The sequence below is a fragment of the Bacillus sp. ISL-57 genome, from assembly GCF_018613135.1.
Lineage (GTDB): Bacteria > Bacillota > Bacilli > Bacillales > DSM-1321 > Peribacillus > Peribacillus frigoritolerans.
Genome location: NZ_JAGGQV010000007.1, coordinates 297657 through 316016 on the forward strand (window position 1 = coordinate 297657; position 18360 = coordinate 316016).

Here is an 18360-nt window from a genome sequence, read left to right on the forward strand (position 1 = left end):
TATATCATTCACTTTTCTTTAACGGCCAAATGATAGGCAATCAATCCACCATGAAACCTGCCGTTCTCGATGAAGATTTCGTTCGCATTATTTCCGGCTGCCAGAACTCCTGCAATATAAAGACCTTTAACGTTCGTTTCCATCGTTTCCTCGTTATATGCAGGCCTTCCAGTCTCCTTATCAATAGTTATGCCCATTGCAGCTAAAAAGGAATGGTCAGGATGGTAACCAGTCATTGCAAATACAAAATCATTTTTAATGACCTTTTCCTCATCACCTACATGATAAATCACGCTGTCTTCCGTTATGCTATCGACATTCGCATTAAATTCCATCTTGATCGTTCCATTGCGGACTAATGATTCGAATTCCGGAAGAATCCAAGGTTTGATACTTGGAGAGTAATCCGACCCTCTATAAAGGACTGATACCCTTGCTCCTGATTTGACCAATTCCAAAGCTGCATCCACACTTGAGTTTTTGCCACCGATGACTGCAACATCACAATTATAGTAGGGATGGCCCTCCTTGAAGTAATGAAACACTTTAGGGAGCTGTTCGCCCGGTATGCACATATAGTTAGGATGGTCATAGTATCCGGTCGATATGATTACATGCAGAGCTGTATAGTCCCCCTTCGATGTCTTGACTAAAAACTTGCCATTTTCTCTTTTTTCCACTTTTTCCACTTTTTCAAATGTATTGACCCGCAATTCTTTCCTTCTGACTACCTCCCTATAATAGGCTAGCGCCTGATTGCGGACCGGTTTTCGATTTTCGATTATAAAAGCGACATCACCAATTTCCAGTTTTTCACTCGAACTGAAAAATGTTTGATGTGTCGGATAACGGTAAATGGAATCAACCACATTTCCTTTTTCAATGATCAGGGACTGTATTCCCACTTCTTTAAGAGCGATCGCAGCAGCCAATCCACACGGGCCCCCACCTATGATAATGACTTCTTCAACATTCATCTTTATTCTCCACTGCCTTTCCATCCACTATGTGATACGTTCGTCTAAAAATAAAAACTCCTATCAATACATGATAGGAGTTTTTACAATTCTTTTCAATGATAAAGCAATGAACATGATGTTAACTATATATTAAAACCGATTTGAATCCTTTTAGATCCAACCACGGAAGCGAGAAGCTTCAGCCATTTTTCTAACGCCGATCATATATGCCGCTAGGCGCATATCAACGCGTCTTGATTGGGCAAGTTCATAAATGTTATTAAAAGATTTGACAAGGATTTTTTCCAGCTTTTCGTCCACTTCTTCTTCAGACCAGTAATACCCTTGATTATTTTGTACCCATTCGAAGTAAGAAACCGTTACACCGCCAGCAGAAGCAAGCACATCAGGAACAAGAAGGATTCCGCGATCCGTCAGGATTTGTGTCGCTTCAATTGTTGTAGGTCCGTTAGCTGCCTCGACAACGATCGATGCTTTGATATCCGCAGCATTTTCTTCAGTGATTTGGTTTTCGATTGCAGCCGGAACTAAAATATCACATTCCAATTCAAGCAGTTCTTTATTTGAAATTGTGCTTTTAAACAATTTCGTTACGGTTCCAAAACTATCTCTCCGATCGAGAAGATAATCGATATCCAATCCCTCCGGATCATGGAGTGCACCGTATGCATCTGAAATACCAATGACTTTAGCACCTGCGTCATGCATGAACTTAGCTAAGAAACTACCTGCGTTACCAAAACCTTGAATGACGACCCGTGCCCCTTTAATATCGATGCCGCGTTTCTTGGCAGCTTCATTGATACAGATCGTTACACCCTTAGCAGTGGCTGATTCACGGCCATGAGAACCACCAAGCACTAGCGGCTTACCCGTAATGAATCCTGGCGAGTTGAATTCATCCATACGGCTGTATTCATCCATCATCCAAGCCATGATTTGGGAATTTGTAAATACATCAGGTGCCGGGATATCTTTAGTCGGCCCCACGATTTGGCTAATTGCGCGAACGTAGCCCCGGCTCAGCCTTTCAAGCTCACGGAATGACATATTACGAGGATCACAAACGATTCCGCCTTTACCCCCGCCGTATGGCAAATCTACGATGCCGCATTTCAAACTCATCCAAATGGATAATGCCTTCACTTCACGTTCCGTTACATTAGGGTGAAAACGGATACCGCCTTTAGTAGGCCCAACAGCATCGTTATGCTGCGCACGGTAACCCGTGAAAATTTTAACCGATCCATCATCCATGCGTACCGGTATCTTCACCGTCAATAAACGCAAAGGTTCCTTCAAGAGCTCAAAAACTTCTTCCGGGTAACCCAGCTTATCCAAAGCTTTATGTATTACAGTTTGGGTTGACCTCAGTACGTCGTGTTTTTCTTCTTCATTAACTTGGCTATTGCCTTTTGCCGATTCCATTAAAAGTACCTCCTAGAATATCTCATCCATATATAAAATTATAATGTACAAATAGTCCTCTTCATGTGCTAGTATACACCTTCGTTACATTTATGCAAGAGTAAAAATGGGAAATTAAAAGTTGGAAATATTCTAAAAATGAAAACGTTATCATATCAACTGCTTTCTTACTCTTTTACCGTATATCTTGTTCGGCCGAAAGTTGACATAAAAAAGGCAAACCACATTTTTTTACGGTAATGCGGCTGCCTTGTCTTCTTTGTTTTACATCAGCTAAAATGTTTGAGCAAAACATGTATCGCTTCATTTTCGATGATACATGTTCCATATTCATTGATGCGGCTGAGTGTCAATGTAGATGCATGGCCATACTCAGCCGCTAGAGATATGACCGTGTCATATGTCGTGTCTTTAACATTTTCGATAAGTAAATAGTATCTACCCTCAAAATGATAAAGGGTACTATCAAGCAAACCTTGAAAAGATAATCTATGAGATAATTGGACGATATCTTCAAAGTCATCGAAAACATAAAGAATATGGGGGAAATCATCAATTTTCACCTGTAAATCCAAAAATTCCTCTTCGTCTGCCAATAGTTCCTCTTCTTCCTTTGTCACAATGATTATCAACCCTTGTGCAGGCAAGGAGAAAATTTCGATTGCAATGGAGCCACTCATTTTAAAGCTGAGTTCTTCGCACGCTTCTTCGACCATATCCTGAAATAGCTTGTGGACCTTTAAGGAATTCCCTAAAATATCTTCTTTCGTTATGCCTCTATCAATTAAATCATCAAGGGTCAAAAAAATCTTGATTTTATTATTAGTTAATCGTTCCAGCTTCATAAAAAAATGCCCCCTGGTTACCATCTTCATACATCATATGAAGCCTTGGTCTTAGAGTGCATATCCATTATTTCTCCTAATACGGCCGTCCTAACCTTTCAGCCACTCCTCCCATTTAGATTGCGTGTCCCCCATTAAGACTCCGCCGAAGGCAGTTCTGTCTTCTTCAGAAATAAGGCTCATAGCCGCACCGCCAATGCCCACCTTCAAATCCGGAAAATCCTTCATTAACGCTTCAACCAGCTTAAATGTTCCAGCAAGATTCTCTTTCAGTGAACATGACATGAATAGGTAAGAGGGCTTAATGATGTTTAAAGCGGTGAAAAGGTCCTTATCAGCAATGGATTCTCCTAAATAAATGGTTTCATACCCTTTCCGCTTCAAAAAAATGGTGAAGATTAATAGTCCAAATTCATGTTTTTCACCGGGAGCACAAACGGTAAGGGCTTTCGGAAGAAAACCATTAGTAGGAATTGTATGCATAACCGAACTGATCCTGGATTTAATTATGTTCGAAGCAAAGTGTTCATGAGCGGAAGTAATTTCTCCCCTTTCCCACTTATCTCCAATCTGAACCAATATTGAACCGAGTACATCCACTATGGTTTGTTCGATTGTATACATACTGAACGCTTGGCTTATCAGCATATGGGCTTTATTTTCATTGAAATTCAATAAAGCTTCGATTAATTCATCCGATAACTTAATCGCTTGTCCATCCTTACGGTTCGTTTCAGGAACTCCAGGCGCTAGAGTGCCAGTACTTTCGAGAAGTGACACGGCTTGGCTTATTGTAAAACCTTGCTTTGTTTTAGTAATGAGCCACTTAAGGATTTGCAGATGTTTTTCAGTATACAGCCGGTGCCCCGATTCATTCCTCACAGGTTCGATAAATTTATAGCGCCTTTCCCAAGCCCTAAGGGTTCCCGACTGAATGTCCAGCAGTTTTGAAACTGCCTTTATATTATATTTACCTTCTTGCATGGTTTTACAAGGCCTCCAATAACTGACGATCATTTGATGAAATTATAGTGGATTCTTCAAGGTCTGTAAAATCCCGGTATGCTCGCTTAAAAGCAGCCTAATAGGTTTTTTCCACAGCTTCTCCTATTTCAGTGTCTGTCCCCCTTTTCAGGGTGAAGAGGTGCGTTTCAGGCTTTGCTTCAAGCCTTAAAGGCACTGCGCTTGTACCATAACCATTACTCGTCATATATATACATCCCCCCTCTTTTTTAACGCTTCCGATCTGATAGGGCCCGAATCCGAATATGCGAATCTGCCCGCCATGGGTGTGACCTGACAGGACAAGACTAATATGGTGTTCCGGAGTCAACTGTTTCTTGACCAATGGATTATGGCTCACCAAAATCCGGAAATCTTCATTCCCGCAATCCGACAGGGCAAGGTCAAGCCTATCACGTTCTTCCGATATATCATCAATGCCCAGAAGAGCGATTTTGCTGCCATTCTGAGACTCAAAAGAAACAGCTGTATTATCAAGGATCTTCACCCCATGTTTCAAAAGAGTCGCATCCAGTTCATGGAAGTCTCCTTCATAATCATTATTACCCCAAACAAAATAAAGGGGACCAAGTTCTTTTAGTTTCAATATATTTTTTTCCACACGTTCTAAGGGAACCCCGCTTTCCCTAATGTCACCGCCGATTATCACCAAATCTGCCTTGTCACGTGTTTCCTCAATCATCTTATCCGCAACGATACGCCGATGAAGATCGGATATAAAAAAAATCCGCACATCGCCAAAGCCTTCAGGAAAGTCTTTGAAATATAGGTCTTGAGAAATCACCCTATCTTGCATAGCCGTACGCCACATGTAAAAGACCATGGCAAATGACAGCAGGATGATGATTAAAAATAATCCAGATAACCATAACATCTTCGTTAAACCTTCTTTCCATCCTTATCCAAACGTACTTCCATATAACCATAAAACGGTATTACCCGCAATTAAATATGATTCATTTATTTTCATGATATAAGTTAATATCATAATTCTTCTTCATCATTTCAAAAACCTTATGGCGATTTTTCCATTCTTCCTCTTTTTCCCACAGTTGCTTACTTTTATTAATGATTTCACAGCGTAGCAGTTGAAACTCCTTTTCAGCTTTATCTAGCTTTTTTTTAATTAAAACCATATATCCATATAGACCAATCGCTGCCGCCAAAAAAAGGAAATGGCTAAAATGGTCGACGAAAACACTAAACATACTGAAAAAGGAATAGGAATAAGGTACAACGATATAAAAATAAAGATAAATCATAAAAAGGACAGCAACAATCATGGTTGCCCATAAGCTTTGAAGATGCTTCTTTTTAAGTGCCTCGAATTTTTTCTTCCGATCCACGACATTTTGCAGCATTTGTTTTGTTGCTTGATCCGTTTTCTCATCCAGTAAAATGATTGTCGATTCCATCGCATTTCCTCCTCTGCTCTTTCAAATCATGATATGAAAGAGCAGAGGAAAAAATGTTAATGTATCTGTAACGATTGCCTTCATACTTAACCAAGTTGAACAATATTAAAAATACCCTGCCTATAAAGACAGGGTAAGACTGGAGAAACTCGATAATAATTGAGTTTGTCTCCAGCTTTTTTAGGTTTTTAAAATTTGAATGTTGATTTTCACTTCAGGCACTCGCTTTCCGCGGGCGGTCCGGGAGCCTCCTCAGCGCCCGCATGCGGGGGTCTCCCTTGGACGCGCTTTTCCCGCAGGAGTTCCGTACCTTCCGTCCCAATCAACTTTACTTTAACATTAAGGTAGAACTCCTGTTGCCTAAAGTCTTTTTTTGTTTTGAAATAGAAGGATTTAAAAACTTGATTTTTTCTAAAGGTGCCATCATTATTTCTTGATTGGAATTTTCAATACCTGACCTTTGGAAATTTCATTTCCATTCAGCCCATTCCACTCCCTGATCAGAGCAATCCCTTCCTGTGATTTGTAGTAATTCATGGAAATGCGAAATAAAGTTTCTTGACCTTGAACAGTATGTAAGACAACTTTGTATTCCTCTTTATCTGATTTAGCGGCTTGTACATTTTTCTTCTCTGCTGCTGCTTTCTTTGCCTTTTCCTCTGCTTCTTGCTGAGCTTTGGCCCTAGCCTCAGCTTCTCGCTGCACTTTAGCCTTTTCCTCAGCTTCTTGCTGTGCTTTGGCTTTAGCCTCAGCTTCTTGCTGCACTTTAGCCTTTTCTTCAGCTTCTTGCTTTGCCTTGGCTTTTTCCTTAGCTTCTTGCTGCGCTTTAGCCTTTTCTTCAGCTTCTTGCTTTGCCTTGGCTTTTTCCTTAGCTTCCTGCTGCGCTTTGGCTTTGGCTTTGGCTTTAGCCTCTGCTTCTTCTTTTTCTTTCTCCGCTTTAGCCTTTGCCGACTCTTTTTCCTTTAAGTCCTCTGCCGTTGCTGTAGTTGGAATCGATTCTTTCTCTTCCTCTTTTAAGACGACTTGGTCACTTTTAGTAACAGGTAAAGGCCTTTCCTGAAGATATGTATAAAGGCTGTAAAATCCAATTGGAAGCAAAATGAAAAATAACGCTAATAATTGTATAATTGGAAGTTTAATCTTCACTTTACTTTTTTTCTTTTTATTCCGGTGGACTTTGCTCCGTTTGGGCAATGATGACTTAGCCTTCTGGCGTTCAATTCGCGATCGAAGTTCACCAGCCTGATCATTTTCTTTTTTATTCTTTTGCACCCGGCTCATTCAAGTCACCCCCTTTCTTGCTAAACCCTCTTTGCTTTTTGTTCCTGATTAAAATACCAAGGATAAAGTCAATCAAAAAGTGGGCCGTAATCGTCACGATGATATTATTAGTCATTTCAAATAGAAACCCGATAAAGAAGCTCAAAACCAATACATTTAAAAATAAAAACCAATTAAAAAGGTAACGATAGTGAACGGCAGCAAAAATGAGGCTCGTAAGAAGCAAACCAAAATGTGTTTGCAACACTCCACGGAATAATACTTCTTCACCTATCGCTACCACTAAAGCTACGACAAATATCATCGGGTATGACAAATTACTGAAAATGCGTTCGTTAATACCGCCATCATCCTGATAGGAAGATGGTGTCACTTTCATAAGCAATATGTCAATTAACACGACAATGACCCCAGCAGGAACACCAATCAGCAAAATGTTCAGGTCATCAAAGATAAATAAGTCGAAAAAAGCAGAACGGTCTTTAAATAAAATAATACCTAAAAAGATGGCTAACGTTAAGAGAATAATTTGTGTAAGGAACAAATTATATAGCAACTGTCTATTAGTAAGTTGTTTAATTAATTCAGCTTGCTTATTTTTCATTGCCATTTTCCTTCTTTAGTAAGATATTAGCCAATTCCTTTTTCCAAGTGGAAAAGGAATTGGCCGGATCCACCTTGACTTCCGGCCATACATCAGCCATTTTTTCGGCATCCATCCCACAGATATCACAGCAGATGGGGTTAGCGTCCCGATGCTTTTCTCCAAAATAGTCCAGTATCCCTGAACGGCGACATTCCTGTGCATATATCCAGTGAAGGAATTTATGCAGCTTTTCTTGATTACTGGTTTTCCTCTTTTGACAATACTCTTTCATCTCTGCCACTTGATCCTGGTTATTGCCCATAATAAACTGGGTAAAAAAACGGAGCTGGATTTCGTTCAACGAAAAGGATTGCGACAGCTGCTCTTTTTCTGAGGGGGTCAAATTCGCCAGATTCTTTTGTGATTGATTAAGGAAAGAACATACACCATCGATTTGCGAATCCGTAGGCAACTGTTGCTCCATCAAATGAAGGGGAAGCCCTTCATCCCCTTCGCTATATAATAAGACAGCCACACTTTGTTTTCGGTCTCGCCCCGCCCTGCCAATCTCCTGAAGATATGCTTCCATCGTGGACGGGATATGAAAATGGATAACATATCTGACATCCGATTTATTCACACCCATTCCAAAAGCACTTGTTGCGCATATGATTTTCAACTGGCCGGAAATGAATTGCTGCTGAATGAGCATCCTTTGTTCCTGCTCCATTCCACCGTGATAATAATTGACACTATCGATCCCGTTATCCTGTAAAAACCCCGCGACTGATTCCGCCACTTTTTTAGAGGAAAAATAAATAATTCCGCTTCCGGTAAATTTCCTGACAAGCTCCAGCACACGGGCTAGCTTCTCATCGTAGCTGAACATTCGCTCGATAATAATGGCAATATTTTCACGATCAACGGATGAGACCATTTCCTCGACCTGCCCAATGTTAAGTTTAACAACGATGTCCCTCCGGACCTCATGGGTTGCAGTTGCCGTCAGGGCAAGCGTCAACGGATTATTCAGTTCACGCCTCACTACTCCTAAATTCAAATAATCCGGACGGAAATCGTACCCCCATTGTGAAATGCAGTGTGCTTCGTCTATGACGAACAAACCTATTTCTATGGATTTCAAGGATTTTATCACACCATCGATGCTAAGCATTTCGGGAGATAAAAAGATAAATCGATAACTATGTAACCTATCGAAAGCTTTCCTTTTTTGATTAAGCGTCAAAAAAGAGTTAAGGGTCAATACACTTTTTTCTCCGCTCATCTTCAGCTGATCCGCTTGATCCTGCATTAAAGATAATAACGGGGAGACAATTATGACAGTCTTATTTACCAGATAAGCCGGCAGCTGATAACATAATGATTTACCTGACCCGGTCGGGAGCATCGCTAATGTATGACGGCCGGACATCAATGATTCAACCACTTCCTTCTGTCCTGGACGGAATTCATCAAAACCGAATTTTTCTTTGAGGACTCGTTCTATGTTCATCATCTCTCACCTATTTTCGCAAGTACAAGTCTTATTTGGAAAAAGCTTATTTGTTTATTATCGACCATCTGCTTGATAGCTTTAAGTTTTTTTGTACCAAGTTCCTTAATCGCTTCAGCAATTTCCCTCTCATCCTCGATTGTCACATAATCGGAAATCGGAAAATCTTTTTCCGATAAAACAATTTCTACAAGGTGATCTTCGATGGTGTTGACTTTCAATCTGCGGATTTCAGCTATTTCACCGAGGCTTTTCCCTTCCTGGATGAATCGTAAAGTAGTCTTTGTAGATTGTGTCAAATGAGGATTGCCACTCCTTTTCCAATCATTGGTTAAGGAGGATAAGAGAGGGTAGTCACTACCCGCTTCCATTTCTGCAAGCATTTGATGCAATGAGTCAAGGAATGTATAGCGAACATACTCTTCTTCCGCCTTTTTCCTTTTTGCAATCTGTTCGAACGTTAGACCAATCCTGTTTATCCCGGTCAATTTCAAAATGAAAATGTCTCGTTTCATATCACTTTGATTTTCTAAAAGGGATACCAGTTCATCATATAGATGTTGGGCAATCAACGCTCGATCCTGACGATTGGCATGTAAAAATTCCTTTACGAAGAATTGGATTTTGGGATTTCGTTGTATCGGATAAAAACGTCTTTCATTGTGGACAATATGGGATATGGTTTGAATGAGTAAGTTTAACCTTTCCCAGAAAACAGGGGTGATATTGTGATACTTCCAACCATTTAAATATTCCGGAAAAGGATTAATTTTAAAGTAATCGTCCAACATTCGTTCACCTTGCAAACTAATTTCATATGCATCTGGTTTATCCGTTAAATTAATCAATTCATGCTTAAGTGAATGTTCAATGTTTTGATTTAATTGCTGACGGGTAAATCGAGGTATTGTCCCAAAAATATCCGTTAACCCGAATAAGTGGGCATCTTGGATAGTTTGTGACGATTTCTTCCCCTGCAGCATATGGTATATAGCATAAATGGAGCGCTCACCTTGAAATTTTTTTATCGCATATAGAATGATTGCCTGTAGATAATTATTCATGGGACTCACATCCTTGTTTCATTTAACCAATAAACCCATTGTAACAAAAATCTGCAAAAACCGCCGTTATTATTGATGAATACAACGGAGATTATGTGACTAAATGACGAAACATGGAAAGGGCCAAGTTAATTATTTCGATGTTTTTCGTTGACATTCAGCTACATGATAGTAATTATCAATACAATTTCTATTGAAAAGTTTGGCATTCGGTCTTACAATAAGAAAGAGATAATAATCTGAAATAAAAAGATTATCAGTTGTTAATCAACTTAGGAGGGGTTATATTCATGGCTAAATTTACTATTGTGGATAAAGAAACATGCATAGCTTGTGGAGCTTGCGGAGCAGCGGCACCAGATATATATGATTATGATGACGAAGGGATTGCATTTGTTACCCTTGACGATAACGAGGGTATCGTTGAAATTCCAGATGTACTTATAGACGACATGATGGATGCATTTGAAGGATGCCCTACGGATTCCATCAAAGTTGCTGACGAGGCATTTGACGGAGATGCACTAAAATTCGAATAAAAGTACAAGCCATTTTCAATCGAGAATGGCTTTTTCTTTTGGCCAATGTCGCATTACATCTTCCCTACCAAAAAAACAGGCATGAAAAAACAACCGGATATTAATATCCGGTTGTTTTTTCATATCTATCGTCAATGCCATTAAGCATTTTTATATAATGTTTGCTTATTGATCCATGTCTGTAATTTAATGAACAGCAACATGAATACAGATGTGATGAGCACGCCTTTAATCACGTTGAAAGGCAAGATTGCCGTCGTAATGAACTTTCTTGACTCGGGCGCCGACATGGCATCCCATCCCATAAAGAAGGTATAGGCCGGTAAAAAGACAAAATAGTTTAATACGCTCATGAATACTGCCATGGAAACTGTTCCCGCAAGTAAGGCGAACGTCATTCCTTTTTTTGAATTGATTTTCTGAAATACATAATAAGTCGGCAAGACAAACAGTATTCCGGCTATAAAGTTAGCGATATGCCCCACAGGCACAGCAGTCAAGGTCCCTGTCATGACTAAATCCAATAGGTTTTTAATGAACTCGACTAGAATTCCAGCCATCGGACCGAAAATCAATGCCGCCATCAGTGCTGGTATGTCGCTAAAATCAACATTGAGAAAAGGCGGGAATCCTGGAAACGGGAAATTTAAAAGCATCAATAAATACGAAATGCTTCCCATCATGGCAAGTGAGACCATTTTTTTCACTTTGTTCTTTTTCATAGTTCTCTCTCCTTCTTTTCCGATCTACCTGAAAAAGAGGTTAGGATTCCAAAATGTTGATGTTCAATAAAAACCCTTTAATTCCAATGGAATTAAAGGGATAAATTAAAGGTTACATCAAACAAACGTTCAGCAAATAACTGTTGAAACGCACTAAGGAACCTCCATCTTCTCCCATCCAGACTATACTGTCGGCTTTGGAATCACACCAAATCCTGCCTTGTAAGGCTCGCGGGCTTAGAAGTAGAAATTCCTTCATCACCGCCGGTGGGGAATTGCGCCCCGCCCCGAAGATAGACCTATAAAATTTTTTATACTTCCTATTATATCTGAAATGCCTTTTTTTTGATAGCATTTTTTCTCATTTGATGCATGTAGGATGAATATTGATCGTCGCAGTGAACGGCTTAAAACAAACAGCGGATTTACAATATGTCCATTCGAAAATTTTTCTCAAAAGGAGACGAAGCTATTTATAACGCCACATTTAAACGGATGATCAGATGAAAATCATTTGTTTAAGCGCTTTCATTCAGATAAGCCAAATTGACATTATCAGCATTTCAATTGTAAAATTAACTGAAATTTAAGATAATTCTCCCTTAGGAAGGTGTTTAGACGTGTATCGGATTTTAGTAGCAGACGCCATTAAACCAGAAGGACTTGGACCGCTTTCAGAGGCATCCAATATTCATCTCATTCAGAAGACCGTAGAGGAAGCTGCAAACGAACTTGAACAGATCGATGCAATTCTTGTGAGAAGTGCAACAAAAGTTTCGGAAGATTTAATGAACCGTATGCCACAGTTAAAAATTATTGCACGCGCTGGTGTCGGTGTTGATAACATAGACATCCCCGCAGCGACAAAACGCGGGATTGTCGTGGTTAATGCACCTGACGGCAACACCATATCAACAGCTGAACATACATTCGCGATGATGGCTTCATTAATGCGCCACATTCCGCAAGCTTATGCTTCATTGAAAAATGGGGAGTGGAAACGTTCTTCATATACGGGAACTGAACTTCGTGGTAAAACATTAGGCATAGTTGGCTTTGGGCGCATCGGAGGGGAAATTGCCAAACGCGCTAAAGCGTTTGGCATGGATGTCATTGTCTATGACCCGTTCCTGACTGTAGATCGAGCAAAGAAAATGTCCGTAACGGCCCTGTCATTGGATGAATTGCTTCCTAAAGCAGACATCATTACTGTTCATACACCACTAACGAATGAAACTAGAGGATTAATTAATAAAGAAAAACTGCTTACCTGTAAAAAAGGGGTTTATGTACTGAACTGTGCCCGTGGTGGAATTCTGGACGAAGATGATTTATATGAAATGATAGTTGAAGGGCATGTTGCCGGGGCGGCACTGGACGTTTTCGTCGAAGAACCTCCACTTGGCCATAAACTGCTGGAACTGGACAGCGTCATTGCTACGCCGCATCTAGGTGCTTCCACGAAAGAAGCCCAATTAAATGTCGCCGTACAGGTTGCCCAAGAAGTATTGACATATTTCGAAGGAAATCCAGTCTCAAGTTCAATCAACCTTCCAGCCATATCCAAAGAGGTGTTTGAAAAGGTACAGCCATTCCATCAACTTGTTCAGCAAATGGGATCGATTGCTTCACAGTGCATGAATGAAGGAATTCAGGAAATCTCCGTTACATATGCAGGAGAATCTTTGGATTTCGATACTGCGATTCTTACAAAAAGTCTAATCTCCGGCTTTTTAAGGTCAAGAGTTGATGCATCAGTCAATGAAGTGAATGCCTTGTTGATCGCAAAAGAGCGCGGCATAACCATTGGTGAAAAAATCTCTACGGACTCTTTAGGTTACTCGAATTTGATCAGCCTTAAAGTAAAAGGTGACAACCGAGAATTAACAATAAGTGGGACCTATATCGAAAATTACGGTTCTCGAATTGTAAGTTTGAATGGTTTCAAAATTGACTTTCATCCAGAATCGAATTTACTTTATATCCAGCATACCGATAAACCCGGTGTAATCGGTAACGTAGGTAAGGTCCTGGGTGATCATGGAGTGAATATCGCCACCATGCAGGTTGGCCGAAAAGAAGCTGGCGGTGAAGCCATCATGGTTTTGAGCTTCGATTTACCCTTAGAAGACAACATGAAACAGTTTTTAATGGAAACAGAAGAAATTACGTTCATGGCCCGTATTTCATTATAAGAAGAAAAAGTGCCCGCAGCGTGGGCACTTTTTTCTGTTAATGCATTCAATTCACTTGGTTCGGTGCTTCCGGCACCATTATGTCTTCAGTTAATTTCAGCTTTCCCACCTCTTCAATAGGAGCATTTTCAAACTTCACTTTTTCAAAACCAAAATCCTTAGCTATGAAGAGTATGGCTTCTAAAGCTTGAAGGGTTTCCTCACTATTTTCAATAACAGCTTGATCTGATAGGTGAATGATCACAAGATCTCCATTAGAGCTTATCCTTTCCCATTTCAGGTCATGGGGGATTGCAGGTGAAATTCCCTCGATGTCCGCCTCCCCTTTTCCGGCTTGCAGCGCCTCCTCAAAGTCCCGATAACCCATATTGCTTGGAACAAGGAAACTTGGAGAGGACTCATCCCTTTGATAAAGAAGGTATGTGCGTTTTTTTTGATGAGGTATATCCATCTCCTTTAAATATCCGGCATGTGCAAACCTGGCACCTTGCTTACCTTCTGTGGAAAATGTCATTTTCTCTATATTGTTATAGGAAAGCGTTTCTTCCATCGAATGGAGAAAAAGTGTATCTTCAGCCAACAGTTGGCTTTTTTCTGGAAAATCAATATGGGCAGTGTTTATATCGTTTCCTTGGCTAATCTTTATATCAAGCGGAAAATAGTCAGATAGCCCATATTGCGCTTCATCGATATCGGACATTTGATTAACTAACTGATTCAGTGTATCGCTTTCATCATGATGTTTAAGTTTAATTGAAATGGGAACGATGAAATTCATTTGATCATCTGGGACACCCATCGTAATGATCGAGGCATTTTTAAGGTCATCCTGGTAGATCGCTTGTTCAAATGCTTTTTCCTTTTCCCCTTTTCGCGGTTCCATTTCTGAAAACTTGTCTTTGGATTCTATTTTCGCTTGGTTACTCGAAAACTCTTGGTCTTCTTGTTTATCTTCTGAGGGCTTTTCTTGGTTACTTGTATCCTTCCGTTCAAGATCTGCCATTTCCTTACTTTCAGATAGAGATAATTTCCCACTGCTGCCGCTGTCTTCTCGACTTGTCGTTCCTTTTTTTTCTATAATGAACGATGATGCCAAAACAACCATTAAGAATAAGGAGGCAACACCCGCGAATAGAGGTATCCAGTGTTTCCTTTTCTTTTTATCATGTATTCTCGCATACACCTCTGCCTTGGTTCGGTCATCTTTTAATTTCGGAAGTTCGCGCAGCATGTCTTCAATTTCGCTTTCTTTCCAACGGGATCTCCTCAATGCGGTGGCCCTCCTTTCCTGATAAATCTTCCATCAACTTTTTAATGGCCTTCAAAGCTCGGTGCTGGGTCGTTTTTACCTTACTTTCACTCCAATTCAATACTTCAGCAGTTTCCGTAATGGACAATCCCTGAATATATCGTAAAATGATCACGGATCTTTGATTCGTGGTACACCGGTTTAAGCATTGGTAAATATCTTGGATTTCATCGTTCTTGATAGCCACTTCCTCGGGAATGGGCTCTTCATCTTTTAACAATTGCCTATCCCAATCAAAATTAGGAAAGATTTTGTCTTTCCACCCTTTTTGTTTCCGAAAGTGATCAATCGTCACATTTCTTGCAATCGAATACATCCACGTTTTTTCACTGCTTTTTCCTTCGAAGCGTTCATAGGCCTTCATCACCCGGATATAAACCTCCTGAACAAGGTCTTCGGCGGTTTCTCGATTTTTAGTCATATAAAAAATGAATTGATATATTTCCTGATGATATTTTTCATAAAGATCGTGGAAAACGGAATCCATCATTTCCCCACATCCGTTCATAAATATAGTCGTCAATCCTGAACAAAAGTTACATACTTCGGCTTTAATCTTATTATAAAATTCCGTTAATTTCCACATATGGTACTTCTTATTTTGTTTCCTAAAAAAACAAAGACAATGGAAAGAAATCCAATTGCCTTTGTCTTCGCAGTTCTTTATGAATCAAGATTATCTGGCGGTCCACCTGTCATTCATTCAGCGTTTTCCATAATTCGAGGCAAAATGATACTGAACGTCGTACCTTTATTAGGTAAACTGTTTACCGAAATGTAGCCATCATGGGCATTGATTATATTTTTTACGATTGCCAAACCCAATCCGGTACCCGCACGGCCGCGGGTCCTTGCTTTATCCGCTTTATAAAACCTCTCGAATACAAAAGGCAGATCTTCTTCGGGAATTCCAGATCCAGAGTCCTTCACATCAATGATCAGTCCCCTTCGATCACTTGTCCTCTGAATGACATCAATGTTACCGCCTGGGGGAGTATGACGAATCGCATTATCAATTAAATTGGTCAAAACCTGTTCAATGCGGTCCGGATCGAAATGCCATTGAATCTGATTGTCTTGCAGGCTGGCTGATATTGTAATCCCTTTATCTTTAGCCAGCCCAGAAAACTTACTTGTAATCCTCTTTAAATAAGGAGAAATAGGTACGCATTCATAGCTAAGATTCATTTTACCCGATTCCAATTTAGCTAGATCGAGAAGATCATTGACTAAACGTCCCATTCTCAAAGATTCATCATAGATGATGCGGGCCATTTCCACCTTTTCCTCTTCACTGCCCGCAATGTCATCTACAATCGCTTCACTATATCCTTGCAACATTGAAATCGGGGTCCTTAACTCATGGGAGACATTCGCTATGAAATCAGTCCTGAGTTTGTCCATACGTCTTTCATCACTCATATCCCTTATGATGGCCACCGCTCCCCGAATATTGTCGCCATTTGTATATAGCGGACTGACAATCAATCCCCAATTGCGGCCCTGCAAGGTAATTTCACCGACTTGTTCCTTATCGAAGGACTCTGATTCATCAAAAAGATTCATCAAAACCAAAGGGACATTCACATTATCTTCCCGGTTATAGCCCTTTTCAAAATACCAAGATTGTAGAAACCTTTCCGCTGGCGGATTCGTTTCAAGAATTGTGCCGTCTTTATTGAAGGTGATGACCCCATCTGCCATACTGCTAAGAATGCTGGAGAGATGTTCCTTTTCCTGACTAAGTGCATTCATATTGAATTTCAGTTGCTTCCTCATCTGATTAAACGCTATGGCCAGCTCACCGATTTCATCTTGAGTCAGTATTGGAACCTTTGTATCAAATTTCCCCCGGGCAATCGCTAGGGCAGCTTCCCTCATTTTCACCAATGGAGCATTGATTCTTGTAGATAAAAAGAAAGCAAAAATCGTTGTCAAAATAATGGCGATGCCTGCTGCCAATAAAATGAACTGTGTAGTGGATTTGGTGGTTTCCTCCATGGACTCCAACGATTGAAATAAGAACACTTCATCCTGTTCCCCATTCAATTCAAGCGGAATGCCTACCACGATTGCGGATAAGCCCTCGTTTCCCGCATCATCTGATAGCGCCATTTCCTTTTTTACAGTCTTTCTTTCCGTAAAAACCTTGAGCAATTCGGGGTCATTTTTAATGAGTTCCGGCGTGATTTCAAACTCATTATCTCCACCGATGGATGAGAATACCATTTTGTCATCATTAAGAATGATCATTTTCGTTTCATTGCCTATTAATTCCGAAGCTATTTGTAATACCTCATTGCTGGATCCCTGATGTTCATTGGTCACCTTAATGATTTGTTCAGCCGTTTTGGTTAAATCATTTTCAATATTTTCAATTTGGAAATTCTCAAAGAATTCGACCAGCAGAACGGTTAAAACAATTAATACAAACGACACGAGCAATAGGATCGTTGCCCATAGCTTCCCTACAACACTGCCCCATAGCATCAGTCATTAATGACTTCGAACTTGTAACCTACACCCCAAACGGTCACAATCATCTTGGCTGCGTTTTCGGATATGCGGTTTAATTTTTCACGCAAGCGTTTAACATGCGTGTCTACAGTTCGAAGATCTCCAAAGAATTCATAGTGCCATACTTCTTTTAACAATTGCTCCCGGTCAAAAACCTTATCTGGGGATTTCGCCAAGAAATATAACAATTCATATTCTTTCGGTGTTAATGAAACCTCTTTGTTATCAGCAAGTACACGGTGGGCATCATTATCTATTGTTAGATGCGAGAAGACGATCACATCTTTTGCCGTCGTTTCCGTCTGCATGTAACCTGTGCTTGAAGAGCGACGCAATAGAGCTTTAACCCTTAACACGACTTCACGGGGACTGAACGGCTTTACGATATAATCATCGGTCCCCACTTCGAATCCTTGAACACGGTTCACTTCTTCCCCTTTAGCCGTCAGCATGATAATTGGAGTCGTTTTCTTTTCCCTTAATTCACGGCAAACTTCGATTCCATCTTTCCCAGGCATCATAATATCCAATAAAATTAAATCATAATCATTTTCAAGGGCTTTTGTTAAAGCCATATCTCCATTTTCAGCTTCATCGATTATGTATTCTTCCCTTTCCAAATACATCTTTAGCAGCCGGCGGATTCTTTCCTCATCATCCACCACGAGAATTTTAATAGCGTTATACATTATGTAATCAGCCTCCTATCATATATTCTACAAAATGAATACTTCATTGACTAATACTTTTTCCTTACATCGTACGATAAAGAGCCGATTTCACAAGGCTTCCATGAACCTTTCACCATTTTGTCACAAAAAAGACTCCGACCGTCCATCAAGAATGAATAAATGCTATTTCACCCGAAATATTGAATGATATTGACAGAAAAAGGGATCATTCTCTAGAAAAATCGATAAGCCAACTCTCGACGTTTCTATCA

At 40.1% G+C, this 18360-nt stretch carries 17 protein-coding genes and 1 riboswitch; of the genes, 2 read left to right on the forward strand and 15 right to left on the reverse strand.

Going from position 1 to position 18360, the window contains the following annotated elements; translation table 11 throughout:
- Window positions 1-8 precede the first annotated feature (8 nt).
- The 10 genes from J7I90_RS12805 to J7I90_RS12850 all read right to left on the reverse strand — a co-directional run bounded on the left by J7I90_RS12805 (window position 9) and on the right by J7I90_RS12850 (window position 10135).
- Window positions 9-977 (reverse strand): YpdA family putative bacillithiol disulfide reductase, encoded by a 969-nt coding sequence (locus tag J7I90_RS12805; protein ID WP_214772086.1) that lies wholly within the window; start codon window positions 975-977, stop codon window positions 9-11.
- Between the two features lie 153 nt (window positions 978-1130).
- Complete coding sequence (locus J7I90_RS12810; protein ID WP_053535610.1) at window positions 1131-2408, reverse strand: Glu/Leu/Phe/Val family dehydrogenase; 1278 nt, start codon at window positions 2406-2408, stop codon at window positions 1131-1133.
- Between the two features lie 269 nt (window positions 2409-2677).
- Window positions 2678-3253, reverse strand: coding sequence for a genetic competence negative regulator (locus J7I90_RS12815; protein ID WP_214772087.1), 576 nt, complete (start codon window positions 3251-3253; stop codon window positions 2678-2680).
- Window positions 3254-3343: 90 nt separating this feature from the next.
- Window positions 3344-4237: a MerR family transcriptional regulator gene (locus J7I90_RS12820; RefSeq protein WP_251025250.1), complete on the reverse strand. Its 894-nt coding sequence runs from the start codon at window positions 4235-4237 to the stop codon at window positions 3344-3346.
- A 97-nt stretch (window positions 4238-4334) separates the two neighbouring features.
- A complete protein-coding gene (locus J7I90_RS12825) occupies window positions 4335-5150 on the reverse strand; it encodes a metallophosphoesterase (protein WP_214772090.1) in 816 nt (271 codons plus the stop codon).
- An 82-nt stretch (window positions 5151-5232) separates the two neighbouring features.
- A complete protein-coding gene (locus J7I90_RS12830; protein ID WP_034308074.1) occupies window positions 5233-5691 on the reverse strand; it encodes a YpbF family protein in 459 nt (152 codons plus the stop codon).
- 426 nt (window positions 5692-6117) lie between these two features.
- Complete coding sequence (locus J7I90_RS12835) at window positions 6118-6972, reverse strand: LysM peptidoglycan-binding domain-containing protein (protein WP_214772091.1); 855 nt, start codon at window positions 6970-6972, stop codon at window positions 6118-6120.
- Window positions 6950-7576, reverse strand: a complete 627-nt coding sequence (locus J7I90_RS12840) for a CPBP family intramembrane glutamic endopeptidase (protein WP_214772093.1) — start codon at window positions 7574-7576, stop codon at window positions 6950-6952. The genes J7I90_RS12835 and J7I90_RS12840 overlap by 23 nt, the downstream gene beginning before the upstream one ends.
- Window positions 7566-9071, reverse strand: a complete 1506-nt coding sequence (locus J7I90_RS12845) for a RecQ family ATP-dependent DNA helicase (protein WP_214772095.1) — start codon at window positions 9069-9071, stop codon at window positions 7566-7568. Before J7I90_RS12845 ends, J7I90_RS12840 begins: the two co-directional genes overlap by 11 nt.
- A complete protein-coding gene (locus tag J7I90_RS12850; protein ID WP_214772097.1) occupies window positions 9071-10135 on the reverse strand; it encodes a YpbB family protein in 1065 nt (354 codons plus the stop codon). Before J7I90_RS12850 ends, J7I90_RS12845 begins: the two co-directional genes overlap by 1 nt.
- A 290-nt stretch (window positions 10136-10425) precedes the next feature.
- Here J7I90_RS12850 and J7I90_RS12855 point away from each other — a divergent pair, with 290 nt between their 5' ends.
- Window positions 10426-10674: a ferredoxin gene (locus J7I90_RS12855; protein ID WP_034308087.1), complete on the forward strand. Its 249-nt coding sequence runs from the start codon at window positions 10426-10428 to the stop codon at window positions 10672-10674.
- A 140-nt stretch (window positions 10675-10814) separates the two neighbouring features.
- On the opposite strand, the gene J7I90_RS12860 is transcribed toward J7I90_RS12855, so the two are convergent.
- Window positions 10815-11396, reverse strand: coding sequence for an ECF transporter S component (locus J7I90_RS12860; protein ID WP_214772099.1), 582 nt, complete (start codon window positions 11394-11396; stop codon window positions 10815-10817).
- 162 nt (window positions 11397-11558) lie between these two features.
- Window positions 11559-11695, reverse strand: a riboswitch (FMN riboswitch).
- Window positions 11696-12016: 321 nt separating this feature from the next.
- Here J7I90_RS12860 and serA point away from each other — a divergent pair.
- The gene (gene serA, locus J7I90_RS12865; protein ID WP_214772101.1) at window positions 12017-13591 is read left to right on the forward strand and encodes a phosphoglycerate dehydrogenase; all 1575 of its coding nucleotides are present in this window, start codon (window positions 12017-12019) and stop codon (window positions 13589-13591) included.
- A gap of 46 nt (window positions 13592-13637) precedes the next feature.
- On the opposite strand, the gene J7I90_RS12870 is transcribed toward serA, so the two are convergent.
- The 4 genes from J7I90_RS12870 to J7I90_RS12885 all read right to left on the reverse strand — a co-directional run bounded on the left by J7I90_RS12870 (window position 13638) and on the right by J7I90_RS12885 (window position 18106).
- Window positions 13638-14861, reverse strand: coding sequence for a GerMN domain-containing protein (locus J7I90_RS12870; RefSeq protein ID WP_214772103.1), 1224 nt, complete (start codon window positions 14859-14861; stop codon window positions 13638-13640).
- The gene (gene sigX, locus J7I90_RS12875; RefSeq protein ID WP_048680217.1) at window positions 14827-15387 is read right to left on the reverse strand and encodes an RNA polymerase sigma factor SigX; all 561 of its coding nucleotides are present in this window, start codon (window positions 15385-15387) and stop codon (window positions 14827-14829) included. Before sigX ends, J7I90_RS12870 begins: the two co-directional genes overlap by 35 nt.
- 212 nt (window positions 15388-15599) lie before the next feature.
- Window positions 15600-17393 carry an ATP-binding protein gene (locus J7I90_RS12880; RefSeq protein WP_214772174.1) on the reverse strand — a complete coding sequence of 598 codons (1794 nt, stop codon included), beginning with the start codon at window positions 17391-17393 and terminating at the stop codon, window positions 15600-15602.
- Window positions 17390-18106, reverse strand: coding sequence for a response regulator (locus J7I90_RS12885; RefSeq protein WP_034308096.1), 717 nt, complete (start codon window positions 18104-18106; stop codon window positions 17390-17392). Before J7I90_RS12885 ends, J7I90_RS12880 begins: the two co-directional genes overlap by 4 nt.
- Window positions 18107-18360 lie beyond the last annotated feature (254 nt).

Coding starts and splice junctions, on each gene's coding strand:
- J7I90_RS12825 (WP_214772090.1), bottom strand. CDS start 5,150: ATGTTATGGTTATCTGGATTATTTTTAATCATCATCCTGCTGTCATTT.
- J7I90_RS12840 (WP_214772093.1), bottom strand. CDS start 7,576: ATGAAAAATAAGCAAGCTGAATTAATTAAACAACTTACTAATAGACAG.
- J7I90_RS12810 (WP_053535610.1), bottom strand. CDS start 2,408: ATGGAATCGGCAAAAGGCAATAGCCAAGTTAATGAAGAAGAAAAACAC.
- J7I90_RS12860 (WP_214772099.1), bottom strand. CDS start 11,396: ATGAAAAAGAACAAAGTGAAAAAAATGGTCTCACTTGCCATGATGGGA.
- J7I90_RS12805 (WP_214772086.1), bottom strand. CDS start 977: ATGAATGTTGAAGAAGTCATTATCATAGGTGGGGGCCCGTGTGGATTG.
- J7I90_RS12815 (WP_214772087.1), bottom strand. CDS start 3,253: ATGAAGCTGGAACGATTAACTAATAATAAAATCAAGATTTTTTTGACC.
- J7I90_RS12835 (WP_214772091.1), bottom strand. CDS start 6,972: ATGAGCCGGGTGCAAAAGAATAAAAAAGAAAATGATCAGGCTGGTGAA.
- J7I90_RS12830 (WP_034308074.1), bottom strand. CDS start 5,691: ATGGAATCGACAATCATTTTACTGGATGAGAAAACGGATCAAGCAACA.
- J7I90_RS12820 (WP_251025250.1), bottom strand. CDS start 4,237: ATGCAAGAAGGTAAATATAATATAAAGGCAGTTTCAAAACTGCTGGAC.
- J7I90_RS12845 (WP_214772095.1), bottom strand. CDS start 9,071: ATGAACATAGAACGAGTCCTCAAAGAAAAATTCGGTTTTGATGAATTC.
- sigX (WP_048680217.1), bottom strand. CDS start 15,387: ATGGATTCCGTTTTCCACGATCTTTATGAAAAATATCATCAGGAAATA.
- J7I90_RS12855 (WP_034308087.1), top strand. CDS start 10,426: ATGGCTAAATTTACTATTGTGGATAAAGAAACATGCATAGCTTGTGGA.
- J7I90_RS12850 (WP_214772097.1), bottom strand. CDS start 10,135: ATGAATAATTATCTACAGGCAATCATTCTATATGCGATAAAAAAATTT.
- J7I90_RS12885 (WP_034308096.1), bottom strand. CDS start 18,106: ATGTATAACGCTATTAAAATTCTCGTGGTGGATGATGAGGAAAGAATC.